Genomic DNA, 13,776 nt, shown 5'->3' on the forward strand with positions numbered 1-13,776 from the left:
GAGTCACCACCACGACAGCGCAGAGACCACCGACCGAAGTGAGCAGTGCATGCGAACCCCCACGTATCTGGCTGCCGAGCCGCCGGCGGCGCTTGCGGCCGAACTGCGGCTCCCCACCAACTGGCTCGACTACACGATCCTCGGCATCTACTTCGTCGTCGTCCTGGGCATCGGCTTCGCGGCCCGCCGCTCCGTGAAGACCACCCTGGACTTCTTCCTCTCCGGCCGGTCCCTGCCCGCCTGGATCACCGGTCTCGCCTTCATCTCGGCCAACCTGGCGGCCACGGAGATCCTCGGCATGGCGGCCAACAGCGCGCAGTACGGCGCGTACACCGTCCACTGGTACTGGATCGGCGCCATCCCCGCGATGGTCTTCCTCGGTCTGGTGATGATGCCGTTCTACTACGGCTCCAAGGTCCGCTCGGTCCCCGAGTTCCTGCTGCTGCGCTTCGACCGGTCGGCGCATCTGCTGAGCTCGGTGCTGTTCGCCTTCGCGGCGATCCTGATCTCCGGCGTGAACCTCTACGCGCTCGCGATCGTCGTGGAGGCGCTGCTGGGCTGGCCGCAGTGGGTGGCGATCGTGGTCGCGGGCTTCTTCGTGCTGGCGTACATCACGCTGGGCGGTCTGTCCTCGGCGATCTACAACGAGGTGCTCCAGTTCTTCGTGATCCTGGCGGCGCTGATCCCGCTGACGGTGCTGGGTCTGAAGTCGGTCGGCGGCTGGGACGGCCTGACCGACTCCCTGACGAAGGCCCACGGCGGGAACTTCACCTCGGCCTGGGGCGGCACGGGCATCGGCAGCGACAACCCGCTGGGCGCGAACTGGCTGACGATCGTCCTCGGGCTGGGCTTCGTCCTGTCCTTCGGCTACTGGACGACGAACTTCGCGGAGGTGCAGCGCGCCCTGTCGGCGAAGAACCTCTCCGCCGCGCAGCGCACCCCGCTGATCGCCGCGTTCCCGAAGATCTTCATCGTCTTCCTGGTGATGATCCCGGGGCTGGTGGCGGCGGTGCTGGTGCCGCGGATCGGCACGGCTCAGTCCGACCTCCAGTACAACGACGCGATTCCCTACCTGATGGAGCAGCTGCTGCCGAACGGTGTGCTGGGCATCGCGGTGACAGGGCTGCTGGCCGCGTTCATGGCGGGCATGGCGGCGAACGTGTCGTCCTTCAACACGGTGTTCACGACGGACATCTGGGCGAAGTACGTGGTGCGGGACCGGGAGGACGGCTACTACGTCCGCTTCGGCCGGCTGATCACCGCGATCGGGGTGGTCGCGTCGATCGGCACAGCGTTCCTGGCCTCATCCTTCTCGAACATCATGAGCTACCTCCAGACGCTGTTCTCCTTCTTCAACGTGCCGATGTTCGTCGTCTTCATCGTCGGCATGTTCTGGAAGCGGGCGTCGATGAAGTCGGGGTTCTGGGGGCTGCTGGCCGGCACGACGGCCGCGATGGTCAACTACTTCGTCTTCTACAAGCAGGGCGTCATCTCCATCCCCACCGACCAGGGCGCCAACTTCGTCTCGGCGATCGCGGGGTTCGTGGCGGGCGCGGTGGTCATGTTCGCGGTGTCGCTGTTCACCGCGCCGAAGCCGGACGAGGAGCTCCAGGGCCTGGTCTACGGCACCGTCTCGCCCGGGATGGCCGAGCCGCCGGCCGAGGGCGACGACGCCTGGTACCGCAAGCCGGCGCTGCTGGGATGGGGCGCGATCATCCTGGCCGCGGCCTGCTACATCCCGTTCTCGTTCTGAGCCCACGTCCGCACTGACCGCGGGAGGATGGAAAGACCATGTCCGAGCAGTCCGAGCACTTCGACCCCGACGAGCGCGCCGCACACGCCGAGAAGCTGCGGCGGGCCGGCTACTCCGAGGCCGACGTCCAGCGGGAAGTCACCGAGCTGGAGGAGAAGTCCGCCACGGCGGCCCGCATTTTCGACCTGCGCCGCATCATCGGCGGCCTGTTCGTCGTCTACGGCGTGATCGTCACGATCACGGGCCTGACGGACGACCAGGCAGCGATCGACAAGGCCCAGGGAATCAACATCAACCTGTGGACAGGCATCGGCATGCTGCTGCTGGGGATCTTCTTCCTGGCGTGGCTGAAGCTGCGGCCCGCCGCGCACCCGCAGCCGCCGCTGCCGCCGGAGGCGGTGTCGCCGGAGGGCGAAACGCCGCGGGGCGAGTAGCGGCCGGGGCCGGGCACGAGTACGGGGCCGGACCCGCCCGGTGCGGCGGATCCGGCCCCGTACAGCCCCCGAGGGGGCGAGGCGCACCTCATGGCGCAAGCCGGCTCCGGGATCCGAAGCCTCGGATCCCGGAGCCGTCCTGTCAACCGCCGAGGAGCTCCAGGAGGGCCTGGTCAGCCGTCAGGTCGTCGTTGACGGCGGCGCTGTGGTCGACGGCGCAGGACTGCTGAACCGCGTTGGTCGGCGAAGCGGTGCCCAGGATGGCGATGTTGAGGCCGTTGAGGGCGTTCACCAGGCCGGACGAGTTCTGGTTGCTCACCTCGTTGTTGTTGACGCAGAAGTCGGCCACTTCCTTGCCGTCCGAGGACTTGTCGTAGTCGGTGGCGGTGGCGACACCCGCGCCGGCCATGCTGAGGCTTCCGATCATGGCAGCCACCAGAGCGGCCTTGCGAAGCATGCGCATTACATACCTTTCCGTCAGGTTGACACATTCCGCCCGAGCGCGGAACGTTACGAGAGTGCACCGTATGTTACGATTTGCACCTTTCACACCCCACCACGCCGACTTAGTTCGCGGCAACTGAAGGAACACCACTTGGGGGATCGAGACCCCCACTTGGGCGACACGGACCCCCCGGGGTATGCGGATCCCGCCCGGGATCCCGGGCACTACGCCTCCGCCAGGTCGCACCAGACGTACTTGCCGCGGCGCCCGAACCGGGTGAGCGGCTGCCGGCCCCATACGTCGGCGCAGGCCCGCACAAGGACCAGGCCCCGGCCGCCCTCCGCATCGGTGAGCTCGTCGAGCTTGGCGGGCGGATCGGGGGGCGGAGCCGCCGTCCCAGGCCCCTACGCGGAGAATGCCATCGCTGTAGCGGACTCTGAGCACGGCGGGGCCACCTCTGCGAGAGCGACACCCCCGCCACCACCACCTCAGCCGGCCTCGCCCATCTCCTCGCGGACATCGGACGAAGGCGGTGCAGTCAGCGCAGCTTGAGAAGCTGAGCATCGGCGGCGGCCGGGATCGGCGGCCTGCCAGTGAGGTACGCCACCGTGGTGCCCGGCCGCAGGATCACGGCCTTCGTCGGCGTCTTCTTGCCGACGCGCTCCACGGTCGCGCCCGCGCCCGCCGTCGCCGCGAAGCAGGCCGCCCCCACCGTCGCCGCGAAGCAGGCCGCGCACGCGTCGAGGCCGTACCGACGGCGTACATCGCCGACTGGGCCTGGTCGGTCGCGTACTCGGCGAGGACGACGGTGACCGTCGCACCCTCGCCGGACGCCTCGCGATCCCTTGTCGACATCGACTTGCCCACCGCCGTGCCGGACAGGGCATAGGCCAGCGTCTCCGTGACCTGGACCTTCCGGCGCTCGGCGGACACGGTGACGCCGTCCGCGTCCCGGGCGGCGAGCGCCGCGCCGCCGAGGCCGCCGACCCGCGCGGTGATACCCGGCTGGGCGGTCGGCCGCAGCAGACCGTCAGAGTCCACGGGTTCTCGGGACGATCAGCGACCTCGTGTCCGTACCGGCGGCGCGCTGGTCATCGGCTCGAGGCAGGGGGGCGATCACGGCTTCCGTGAGTGGGCGACATCGAAGGCTGACGTTCGGATGAGAACACCTGAGCATCCGATGGCGTGACCAGAGCCTGAGTGCTGCGGAACCTGGGCCCCCTTTCGCCTGCGCCGTAGCGGTGGTTCATGAATCCGTTTGGCGCGGTTCGTGCGGGAGAGGTCCCGCACGGTCCAGCAACCCCGTGCGTGCCGCCAGCGCCGCCGCCTCCAGCCGGGAGCCGACGCCCAGCTTCATCAGCACGCGCTGCACATGGGTCCGGGCCGTCGAGGGCGCGATGCCCATCCCGGCCGCGATGACCCGCGTGTCCTCGCCGTCGGCGACCCTGACCAGGACCTCCACCTCCCGCGGCGTCAGCATCTGAAGAAGGCGCTGCCCCTCGTCGTCCGGCTGGGCCACCGGATTGAGCAGCTCACCGAACGCGCCCTGGAGGAGCTGCGGCGCGACCGCCGCCTCACCTGCGCGGGCCTTCATGATGGCCCGCTCCACGCCCTCTATGCGCTCGTCGTGCCGTACGTACCCCGAGGCCCCGGCCGCGAAGGCCGCCGCGATGCCGCGCGGGCTCGGGACCGGGCCCAGGACCAGGACGGCGACCTGCGGCCGCTCCCGCTTGATCCGCACGACCGGGTCGAAGATGCCCGGCTCCGCCGGCGTCGCCGTGCCCAGCAGGCACACCTCCGGCGCCCGGGTGATCACCAGCTCCGCCGCGCCCGCGGCGGGCGCCGCCGCGGCGAGCACCCGGTGCCCGCGCAGTTTCAGCGCCGAGGCCAACGCCTCGGCGAGCAGTCGGTGGTCGTCGACCACCATCAGCCGCACTCCCATTGAGCAACCCCCCAGTCCCCCCATGGATGCCCATAGAAAAGGTGCCCCCCGGCACCTTGTCCCCTCATGCCCCCGGAAGCTACACGCTTGTTCGACGTTGCGCTCCCCCTACCGTGAGAACTGCCCCGGATCCCCGAAATTCCCCTCATACGAGGGTGATGAGCGGTACGGGAACGGCCCCGCCCCCCTCAAGACTGAAGGGGGGCAGGGCCGTTGACGAGCGCGGGCGCCGGGCGCGGGACAGCGGTCAGCCGGTGGCGCCGAACGCCAGCACCAGATACTCCTCGTCGCCCGACGTGCCGTCGTCCGCGTAGATCGACGACATGTACAGGCGGCCCTGGGAGTAGATGAGTTCGGCGTACTCCGGGGACATGCCGGACTCCGCGTCCCGCACGCTCTCCGTCCCCGGGTTCCGCAGCAGCGTCGTCTGCTTGAAGGTGCCGCCGTCGACGCTGACGATCTGCCCGCCCTCGTCGTACGGCGGACGCTTGTACGCGATCACGTTGGCGCCGTCCATGCGCAGCGGCGTGAGCTCGTAGCCGTCGCCGGCGTCGGCGCGCTGGCCGGTCTGCTTGCCGGTGCTCAGGTCGAAGGCGACGATCTCGTTGGTCCGGCTGTACTCGCCGGTGCCGTCGTGCTCCTCGGTCGGGATGTACAGCCGGTTGGCCGCGACGGCCAGGCCCGAGCAGTTCTCGATCTTGGTGATGCCGTCGCAGCGGGCGGCGAACTGCTCGCCGGGCGCGGAGATCCTCGTCTTCAGCTTGCCCGTCTTGTTGTCGACGGAGAAGAAGTCCGAGATGCCGCTGCCGTCCTGGGCGCTGTCGCCGACGTCGGCGGCCACGACCAGCGGGTCCGTCGACACGATGCTCGCGTACTCGATGCCCTTGGCGAGCTTGTACTCCGAGATCACCTTGCCGGAGGCCGGGTCGATGGTCTGGATCTGGAGCTCACGGGCGTCGTAGGAACCGCACTTGCGCACCGCGACCAGCTTCGCGCCGCCGCCGTAGCCGGCGTCGTAGCAGGTGTCGGAGGTCTTCGGGGCCCACAGGGCCTTTCCGGTGTCGATGTCGAAGGCCGAGCCGCCCTCCGTCGCGCCCAGGGCGACGGTGCGTCCGCTGACGGTGACGTTGTCGAAGGTGACCGGGTAGTCGCCGGAGGAGACGGTCTTCGTCCAGAGCTGCTTGCCGGCGGCGAGGTCGATCGCCGCGACCTGGCTGCAACCGGCGGAGGAGTCCTTGGGGGGCATCTTCGGCTGGAAGACCACGGCGGTCTTGTCGTCGTCGGTGGCGTGCTTGCTCGCCGTGCAGACGGGGCCGGGGAGCTTGATCGTCCACAGCTTGGTGCCCTTGGCGGGGTCGTAGCCGACGATCTCGGCGACGCCGGACTTCACGTACGCCTTCTCGGTCAGCCAGGAGCCCGACACGATGACGCTGTCGTCCTTGGCGACCTGGGGCGAGGGGATCTGGAAGAGGACCTTCGACGCGGGGTCGCCGGGCACCTTCTCGGTGCCGCCGGCGGACGTGCCGCCGCCCTTCGTCTCGCCGCCGCTCTTGCCGTTGGCTCCGCCGGTGCTCGCGGTGTCGTTCTTCTTGCCGCTGTCACCGCCGGAGTTGGCGTACCAGACGCCACCGCCGACGATCAGCGCGATCGCGACGACGGCGGCGACGATGATGGCCGCCTGCGCCCCGAACTTACGCCCGCCGCCGGCCGGTTGAGGGTACATGGGCATGGTGGGCTGCCCCGTGTACCCCGGATACCCCGGCTGGCCCGGGTGGGGGTGATACCCGGCCTGCCCCGGATAGCCGTACCCCGGCTGCTGGGGGTACGGCGGCTGCTGCCCGTAGGGGGTGGGCTGCCCCGGGTACCCGTAACCGGGACCAGCAGGAGGCTGGGGCCCCTGCCCCGGCTGCCCGGGATACCCGTACCCGGGGCCGGTGGGAGGCTGAGGCTGCCCGGGATACCCATACCCGGAGCCCACGGGCGGCTGAGGCGGCTGCCCACCGGGCGCGCCCTGCGGGTAGCCGTAGCCGGGCTGGGGCTGCGGGGGTTGGGGAACGGACGCAGCCGCAGACGGCGGAGCCGCAGGGGCGGCCGGGGCGGCCGACGGAGGCTGAGGGGCGGGCGCGGAGGCGGACGGGGACGGCGGGCCCGCAGGGGCTGCTGGGGCGGAAGGCCCCGCCGGGGCAGCCGAGGCCGGCGGGACCGGCGGGGCTCCTTGAGGAGCGGGCGGCACGGGAGGCGCCTGGAGCGGCTGACCGGCACCGGGCGCGGGCTGCCCGTACCCCGACTGCGGGGCCTTGCTGAGCTGCGGCCCCTCGGAAGGGGCGGCGGGCGGGGCCGGGGGTGCGGCCTGCGGCGACTGAGGAGCACCGAAGCCACCCTGCGGGGGCGTGGCCTGGGGTGCCTGCGGCGGCTGCGGAGCGCCGAAAGCGCCCTGCGGCGGGGCATCTTGGGGAGCCTGCGGAGGCGGCGGCGCACCAAAGCCACCCTGCGCTGGCGCATCCTGCGAAGCCTGCTGCGACTGCGGCGCACCAAAAGCGCCCTGCGGCGCGGCATCTTGAGGGGCTTGCGGAGGCGGCGGCGCACCAAAGCCGCCCTGCGGCGGCGCATCCTGCGAAGCCTGCGACAGCTGCGGCGCACCGAAACCGCCCTGCGGCGCGGCATCTTGGGGTGCCTGCGGGGACTGCGGCGCACCAAAGCCGCCCTGCGGCGGCGCATCCTGCGAAGCCTGCGGGGACTGCGGCGCACCAAAGCCACCCTGCGCCGGCGCATCCTGCGACGACTGCGGCGCACCAAAAGCGCCCTGCGGCGCTGCATCTTGGGGCACCTGTTGAGACTGCGGCGCACCAAATTCACCCTGCGGCGGCGCATCCTGCGGAGCTTGCTGCGGCTGCTGGTCGGCGTCGGCCTCGGGCCGCGCGTCCTGCGGTTGCGCGGGTGCGCCGGGCGCGTCCTGCGGGGGCGTGTCCTGCGGCGCGCCGGAATCGCTCTGCTGCGGCGGCCGGTCCTCGGGGGTGCCGGAGGTTCCCCCCTGCGGGGGCTGGTTCGGGGGCGGAGGCGGCGGCTGGGTCATGGTGTGGGTACCTCGGGAAACACTCGTGAGACGACGGGGACAAGACGGAGAAGGACGGTGAGACCGGGAACACGTTGGGGACCGACAGGCGCGCCGCGCACGCGGGGCGTCAGCCGGACCCGGCGGAGCACCCCCTTCGGCGGGTGCCGATCACAGCAAGGGCACTGCCCCGGCCGGGACGTCGCCCCCGGCAGGGGCCCCGCGACAGCGGCACTCGCGACACCCCCGCGACCGACGCACCCCCCCTCGGGCGAACACGCCACCCACCCGGGGCGGCGCACCACCCACCAGGGCGAACACGCCCCCTCCTGGGCCGGCGCACCGCCCACCTGGACGAACACGCCACGGGCACGGGCGAACGTACCGCCCACCAGGGCGAACACCCCCGCCCGCCGGCGGAGGCGCACCACCCGGCAGAGCAAGCGCACCGCCCGCTCGGGCCGGCGCACCGCCCCCTGGGCGAACACGCGACGGGCCTGGGCGAACGTGCCGCCCACCAGGGCGAACACCCCGCACGCCCGCGGAGACGCACCACCCGGCAGAGCAAGCGCACCGCCCGCTCGGGCCGGCGCACCGCCCGCCAGGGTGACCCCACGGGCCTGAGCGAACGTGCCGCCCGCCAGGACGAACATCCCCGCACGCCCGGAGAGGCGCACCGCCCGCCAGGGCGAACACCCCCGCGCGCCCGGGGAGGCGCACCGCCCGCCAGGGCGAACACCCCCGCGCGCCCGGGGAAGCGCACCGCCCGGCAGGGCAAGCGCACCGCCCGGCAGGGGAAGCGCGCCGCCCGGCTGGGCGAACGCGCCGTCGGTGAAGCGGACTGGGTGGGGTCACTTGCCGTACGCGAGCATCAGTTTCTCCTTCGAGTCGTCGTTGCCCGTCAGTCGGGTGGAGGAGATGTAGAAGCGGCCGTCCGCCCAGGCGAGGTCGCGGGAGAAGAAGCTGTTCTCCAGGTCGACCGTGCTCTCGGGGAGTTGCAGCAGCGTCGTCGGGGTGTGGGCGGTGCCGGCCGTCGGGATCGAGACGACCCTGCCCGCCGAGTCGTAGGACGGCTCGACGTACGCGACGAGGTTGCCGCCCTCCACCTTCAGCGGCAGCATCGACTCGTCCACGGGCGACTTCACACGCCACTTCTCCTTGCCGGTGGCGAGGTCGACCGCGACGATCTCGTTCGGCCCGGTGGTGGCCTCGGTCGGCAGATAGAGCGTGTCGGCGTCAGCGGCCGTGCCCACGCAGCCGGTCAGGTTGCGCTGGAGAACCGCCCAGCCGCACTCCGGCGCGAAGTCCTCGTCGAAGGCGACCTGCGAACGGAACCCGCCGGCCGGCTTGAACGCCGAGATGTTCCAGGCGTTCTTGTCCTTGTTCGTGCTGTAGACGACCAGCGGGTCCACGGAGTACGTCCGTCCGACCGTCCAGCCCTTGTCGAACTTCTGCGTCCACTTGACCCTGCCGGTCGCCGGGTCCAGTTCCTGCACCTCGTCGTGCTCGTTCGCGCCGGTCGCGTCGCAGGACGCCACGGAGATCAGCTTGCCGCCGCCCGCGAAGGCGGTCGGGAAGCAGGCGTCGCCGTACTTCGTCTTGTCCCACAGCTTCTTGCCGGTGCGCACGTCGTACGCCGTCCCGGACTGCGAGCGGCCCGCCATCAGCGTGTTGCCCGTGAGGGACAGCTCGACGGTGATCGCGCTGTCGAACAGCGCGCCGTCCGCGACCACGCCGGTCCAGCCCTTGGCGCCGGTTTTCAGGTCGATCTGCTGGAGCTGGTTGCACTTGGCGCGGTCGCTGGTGCCGCTCATGAACGCCACGACGATCTTGTCGTCGGCGGTCTTCTGCGGCGTGACCGCGCAGATCTTCTGCGGGAACGCGATGGTCGGCCAGGTCGGCCTGCCGTCGGCGATGTCGTAGGCGACGATCTCCTTGAAGGCCGCCTTGACCGCCGTCGAGGACGTGATCCACATGCCGGGGGCCTCGGCGCCGGAGGCGGGCGCGTCGGGCGCCTCCTTGTACCAGAGCACCTTCGCCTCGCCGGACTTGCGGTCCGCGTTGAAGTCCGCCGGGTCCTCGCCGCCGTCCCCGCTGCCGTCGCCGGGGTTGACGGGGCTGCCGCTCGTGGTCGCCTTGGGGTCGTCGCTCTGCCCGGCGACCGGCTTCTTGTCCTTCTCGTCGTCACCGCCGCCGGTGACCGCGAACACCGTGCCGCCGATCACCACCAGCGCCGCCACCGCCGCCCCGATGACCACGGCGGGCTTGCGGAAGGGGCCGCGCGGACCGGACGGCGGGGTGCCCGGAGCGCCGGGCGCGCCGGGGAACTGCGGTCCGGGCGGGGGCGGGTAGCCGTAGCCGGGCTGCGGGCCGAAACCGGGCTGCGGGCCGTAGGGGCCGGGGGCCGGCTGTCCGTAGCCGTACGGGCCGGGCGCGCCCGGGGCACCCGGGGCACCCGGGGCAACCGGCGCGCCGTACGGGCCGCCGCTCGGCTGGGCGTAGGGGCCGGACTGCGGCGGCTGTTGCGGCGGAGGCTGCTGCGGGTAGCCGTAACCGGGCTGCGGCTGCGGCGGGCCGGGCGGGGCCTGTGGCGGCTGGGCCGGCGGCTGCGGAGCGCCGAACCCGCCCCCCTGCGGCGGCTGTTGCGGCGGCTGGTCCTGCGGTGCTCCGAAACCGCCCTGCGGCGGCGGCTGGTTGGGCGGCTGAGCCATCAGCGTGTTCCCCCTCGTCACTGATTTTTAGCCACGCCCTGAGGTTCGTGACGGACCCAGAGTCGTACTCAGACAGTTCTCGAACGGCTCTTTCTATCACCCGGCGCCGACAGCGCACGGGCCCGTATCCGCCCCTGTTCCCAAGGGAGGACCGGGCCGTGATGCCGTCGTTATGCGCCTTCACGCCCCCTTCACGCGGCGCACGCGCTGTCCTCGCGCGCGGGGCGTGAGGGGCAGGTGAGCGGATGTTTCACGCCGGGGCGCGAGCCGCCGGAGCCGGGAGAGCCCCCGAGGATCCCCCTACGCGTCCTCGGCCAACTCCAGCCACCGCATCTCCAGTTCCTCCCGCTCCCCCGCCAATGCCCGCAGTTGCGCGTCGAGTTCGGCGACCTTCGCGAAGTCGGTGGCATTGTCGGCGATCTGCGCGTGCAGCTTGGTCTCCTTCTCGGAGACCTTGTCCAACTGCCGCTCGATCTTCTGGAGTTCCTTCTTCGCCGCGCGCTGGTCGGCGGCGCTCTTCTCCGGGGCGGCCTTGGCGGCGACCGGAGCGGAGGCGGCGACGGCCTCCTCCATGCGGTGGCGGCGCTCCAGGTACTCGTCGATGCCGCGCGGCAGCATCCGCAGGGCGGCGTCGCCGAGGAGGGCGAACACCCGGTCCGTCGTGCGCTCCACGAAGAAGCGGTCGTGAGAGATGACGATCATCGAGCCGGGCCAGCCGTCGAGGACGTCCTCCAGCTGGGTCAGCGTCTCGATGTCGAGGTCGTTGGTGGGCTCGTCGAGGAAGAGGACGTTGGGCTCGTCCATCAGCAGCCGCAGCAGCTGGAGGCGACGGCGCTCACCGCCGGAGAGGTCGCCCACCGGCGTCCACTGCTTCTCCTTGTTGAAGCCGAACGTCTCGCACAGCTGCCCGGCGGTCATCTCGCGCCCCTTGCCGAGGTCGACGCGCTCGCGGACCCGCTGGACGGCTTCCAGCACCCGCAGGTTCGGGTCGAGTTCGGCGACCTCCTGGGAGAGGTAGGCGAGCTTGACGGTCCTGCCGACGGCGACCCGCCCGCCGGCCGGCTGCACCTCCCCTTCCGTGCGGGCGGCCTCGGCCATGGCCCGCAGCAGGGACGTCTTCCCGGCGCCGTTCACGCCGACGAGGCCGATGCGGTCGCCGGGGCCGAGCTGCCAGGTGACGTGCTTGAGCAGCACCTTGGGACCGGCCTGGACGGTCACGTCCTCCAGGTCGAACACCGTCTTGCCGAGCCGCGAGGAGGCGAACTTCATCAGCTCGCTGCTGTCGCGCGGCGGCGGCACGTCCGCGATCAGCTCGTTGGCCGCCTCGACCCGGAAGCGGGGCTTGGAGGTACGGGCGGGCGCGCCGCGGCGCAGCCAGGCCAGCTCCTTGCGGACGAGGTTCTGCCGCTTGGTCTCCTCCGTGGCCGCGATCCGCTCGCGCTCCGCGCGCGCGAAGACGTAGTCGGAGTAGCCGCCCTCGTACTCGAAGACGTCGCCGCGCTGGACGTCCCACATGCGGGTGCAGACCTGGTCGAGGAACCAGCGGTCGTGCGTGACGCAGACGAGCGCGGAGCGGCGCTCGCGCAGGTGCTGGGCGAGCCAGGCGATGCCCTCGACGTCGAGGTGGTTGGTGGGCTCGTCGAGGACGATCAGGTCCTGTTCCTCGATGAGCAGCTTGGCGAGCGCGATCCGGCGGCGCTCGCCGCCGGACAGCGGGCCGATGACGGTGTCGAGGCCCTGCGGGAAGCCCGGGAGGTCGAGACCGCCGAAGAGGCCGGTGAGGACGTCCCTGATCTTCGCGTTGCCGGCCCACTCGTGGTCGGCCAGGTCCCGGATGACCTCGTGGCGGACGGTGGCCGCGGGGTCGAGGGAGTCGTGCTGCGTCAGCACGCCGAGGCGCAGGCCACCGGAGTGGGTGACGCGTCCGGTGTCGGACTCCTCCAGCTTGGCGAGCATCCGGATCAGGGTGGTCTTGCCGTCGCCGTTGCGGCCCACCACGCCGATGCGGTCCCCTTCGGAGACGCCGAGGGAGACGCCGTCGAGCAGGGCACGGGTGCCGTACACCTTGCTGACGTTCTCCACATTGACCAGGTTGACGGCCATTTCTCTCCTGCCCGGGGGGTCGGTCAGCCTCCCAGCGTAATGTGCGCCGGTCGGTGGCCGATCCCCCGCAGGTCAGCGAGCGGACGCGCGGACCTTGTCGAGGAGGTCGTACATCGTCTGGCCGGGGCATTCGGTGTCGAGCCAGTCACGGTGGCCGGAGACCGTGGACACGCCCTTCGTGACGCCGTTGACCGGGTTGACGAAGGTGATCCTCGCCTGCGGGTCGAGGCCCTTGAAGCGGGCGATCACCTTGATGAGCCGGATCAGGGACTTCTTGGCGGCGTCCGTCGGCGGCCGGTCGGTCAGGGTGCCGAGGAGGGCGATGCCGAGGTTGCCCGAGTTGTAGCCGGCCGTGTGGAAGGCGGTGACCAGGTCGCCGTCCGGGTCGAAGGCGGGCAGGGCGTCGTCGCCGGAGTAGCGGCCCTCGTAGACGGTGCCCGCCTCGTCGATGAGGAAGTGATAGCCGACGTCGCCCCAGTCGAGGGTGACCGCGTGGTACTCGTAGATGCCCCGGACGGTCGCGGCGGGGTCCGGGTCGTCGTTCGGGGTGTCCGTGTGGTGGACCGTGATCGCCTGCAACGGGTAGTACTGCTCGGGCGAGTTGACCTTGCCGTCCTTGTAGCGCTTCGACTCGTCGGCGCCCCAGGCCGGGCGCGGCAGATACGGCACGCCCCGCACGCGCGTGGGCTCCGACGGCACGTCGAAGCCGCGCGCCGGACCGTGCGCCGTGTCGATCGCCAGGGAGCGCACGTCGCTCGCGCCCGCCGGGGCCTTCACCTCGTACTCCGTGGCGGCGCCGGCCGCGACCAGGGCCGTGCCGCCGTCCTCGACGGTCGCGCAGCCGCCGCTCAGGGGCTGCCAGGCGCCGGGGGAGGCGTCGCCGTCGGCGAAGCGGATGCCCGCGCCGGCGCGGACGCCGCTCCAGCGGACGCCGACGTAGGAGGCGGCGAAGGCGGCGGTGGCGGGGCCGACGCCGGTGGCCGCGTCGGTGCGGGTGGCCGGGAAGGACTCGGTCTTCGTGCCCGACGGGGAGGCCCCGGAACCGGAACCGGAACCGGAGCCCGGGTCGGCGCCGGAGCCGGTGCCGGTGCCGGTGTCGGTCGCGGCGAACACCGCCGGGGTGAGGGCGGCGCCCGCGGCCACGGCTCCGGCGGCCCCGATCACGCCGCGGCGCGAGAGGGACGGCTTCCTGCGGTGGGCAGGTGCGGAGGCGGGCGTGGAGGCGGGCAGGGGCGCCGGGGTGGGCGTGGGGGATTCGGACACGGACGGGGCCTTCCGGGCTCGTGACGCTCGTGACTCTCGTGTCGCTCGTGACACTTGAAACGTCAAGTGACTC

9 protein-coding genes and 1 pseudogene are annotated in these 13,776 nt (G+C 71.8%); 2 read left to right on the top strand and 8 right to left on the bottom strand.

Annotated features, from left to right (window positions below; genetic code table 11):
- Positions 1-49 precede the first annotated feature (49 nt).
- The gene (locus ACFYX4_RS10280) at positions 50-1,753 is read left to right on the top strand and encodes a sodium:solute symporter family protein (RefSeq protein WP_389329023.1); all 1,704 of its coding nucleotides are present in this window, start codon (positions 50-52) and stop codon (positions 1,751-1,753) included.
- 38 nt (positions 1,754-1,791) lie between these two features.
- The gene (locus tag ACFYX4_RS10285) at positions 1,792-2,187 is read left to right on the top strand and encodes a hypothetical protein (RefSeq protein WP_389329026.1); all 396 of its coding nucleotides are present in this window, start codon (positions 1,792-1,794) and stop codon (positions 2,185-2,187) included.
- A gap of 142 nt (positions 2,188-2,329) precedes the next feature.
- Here ACFYX4_RS10285 and ACFYX4_RS10290 read toward each other — a convergent pair whose 3' ends face one another.
- From ACFYX4_RS10290 to ACFYX4_RS10325, 8 genes and pseudogenes are all read right to left on the bottom strand, one after another.
- The gene (locus ACFYX4_RS10290; protein ID WP_389329029.1) at positions 2,330-2,614 is read right to left on the bottom strand and encodes a hypothetical protein; all 285 of its coding nucleotides are present in this window, start codon (positions 2,612-2,614) and stop codon (positions 2,330-2,332) included.
- Positions 2,615-2,856: 242 nt separating this feature from the next.
- A pseudogene (locus ACFYX4_RS10295) lies at positions 2,857-3,085 on the bottom strand (ATP-binding protein); the annotation flags it as partial.
- 174 nt (positions 3,086-3,259) lie between these two features.
- Positions 3,260-3,673: a hypothetical protein gene (locus ACFYX4_RS10300; protein ID WP_389329032.1), complete on the bottom strand. Its 414-nt coding sequence runs from the start codon at positions 3,671-3,673 to the stop codon at positions 3,260-3,262.
- A gap of 205 nt (positions 3,674-3,878) precedes the next feature.
- Positions 3,879-4,574 carry a LuxR C-terminal-related transcriptional regulator gene (locus ACFYX4_RS10305; RefSeq protein ID WP_389329035.1) on the bottom strand — a complete coding sequence of 232 codons (696 nt, stop codon included), beginning with the start codon at positions 4,572-4,574 and terminating at the stop codon, positions 3,879-3,881.
- Between the two features lie 247 nt (positions 4,575-4,821).
- Positions 4,822-6,807 carry a PQQ-binding-like beta-propeller repeat protein gene (locus ACFYX4_RS10310; protein WP_389329038.1) on the bottom strand — a complete coding sequence of 662 codons (1,986 nt, stop codon included), beginning with the start codon at positions 6,805-6,807 and terminating at the stop codon, positions 4,822-4,824.
- Between the two features lie 1,670 nt (positions 6,808-8,477).
- Positions 8,478-10,337 carry a PQQ-binding-like beta-propeller repeat protein gene (locus ACFYX4_RS10315; RefSeq protein ID WP_389329041.1) on the bottom strand — a complete coding sequence of 620 codons (1,860 nt, stop codon included), beginning with the start codon at positions 10,335-10,337 and terminating at the stop codon, positions 8,478-8,480.
- A 300-nt stretch (positions 10,338-10,637) separates the two neighbouring features.
- The gene (locus tag ACFYX4_RS10320) at positions 10,638-12,440 is read right to left on the bottom strand and encodes an ABC-F family ATP-binding cassette domain-containing protein (protein ID WP_389329045.1); all 1,803 of its coding nucleotides are present in this window, start codon (positions 12,438-12,440) and stop codon (positions 10,638-10,640) included.
- Between the two features lie 72 nt (positions 12,441-12,512).
- A complete protein-coding gene (locus ACFYX4_RS10325; RefSeq protein ID WP_389329048.1) occupies positions 12,513-13,703 on the bottom strand; it encodes a peptidoglycan recognition family protein in 1,191 nt (396 codons plus the stop codon).
- Between the last annotated feature and the right edge of the window lie 73 nt (positions 13,704-13,776).

Source organism: Streptomyces sp. NPDC002328 (assembly GCF_042890065.1).
Taxonomy (GTDB): domain Bacteria; phylum Actinomycetota; class Actinomycetes; order Streptomycetales; family Streptomycetaceae; genus Streptomyces.

What these genes read in the sequence shown, in the direction of transcription:
- ACFYX4_RS10320 (WP_389329045.1), bottom strand. Translation starts at nt 12,440, where the DNA reads ATGGCCGTCAACCTGGTCAATGTGGAGAACGTCAGCAAGGTGTACGGC.
- ACFYX4_RS10305 (WP_389329035.1), bottom strand. Translation starts at nt 4,574, where the DNA reads ATGGGAGTGCGGCTGATGGTGGTCGACGACCACCGACTGCTCGCCGAG.
- ACFYX4_RS10290 (WP_389329029.1), bottom strand. Translation starts at nt 2,614, where the DNA reads ATGATCGGAAGCCTCAGCATGGCCGGCGCGGGTGTCGCCACCGCCACC.
- ACFYX4_RS10285 (WP_389329026.1), top strand. Translation starts at nt 1,792, where the DNA reads ATGTCCGAGCAGTCCGAGCACTTCGACCCCGACGAGCGCGCCGCACAC.
- ACFYX4_RS10315 (WP_389329041.1), bottom strand. Translation starts at nt 10,337, where the DNA reads ATGGCTCAGCCGCCCAACCAGCCGCCGCCGCAGGGCGGTTTCGGAGCA.
- ACFYX4_RS10280 (WP_389329023.1), top strand. Translation starts at nt 50, where the DNA reads ATGCGAACCCCCACGTATCTGGCTGCCGAGCCGCCGGCGGCGCTTGCG.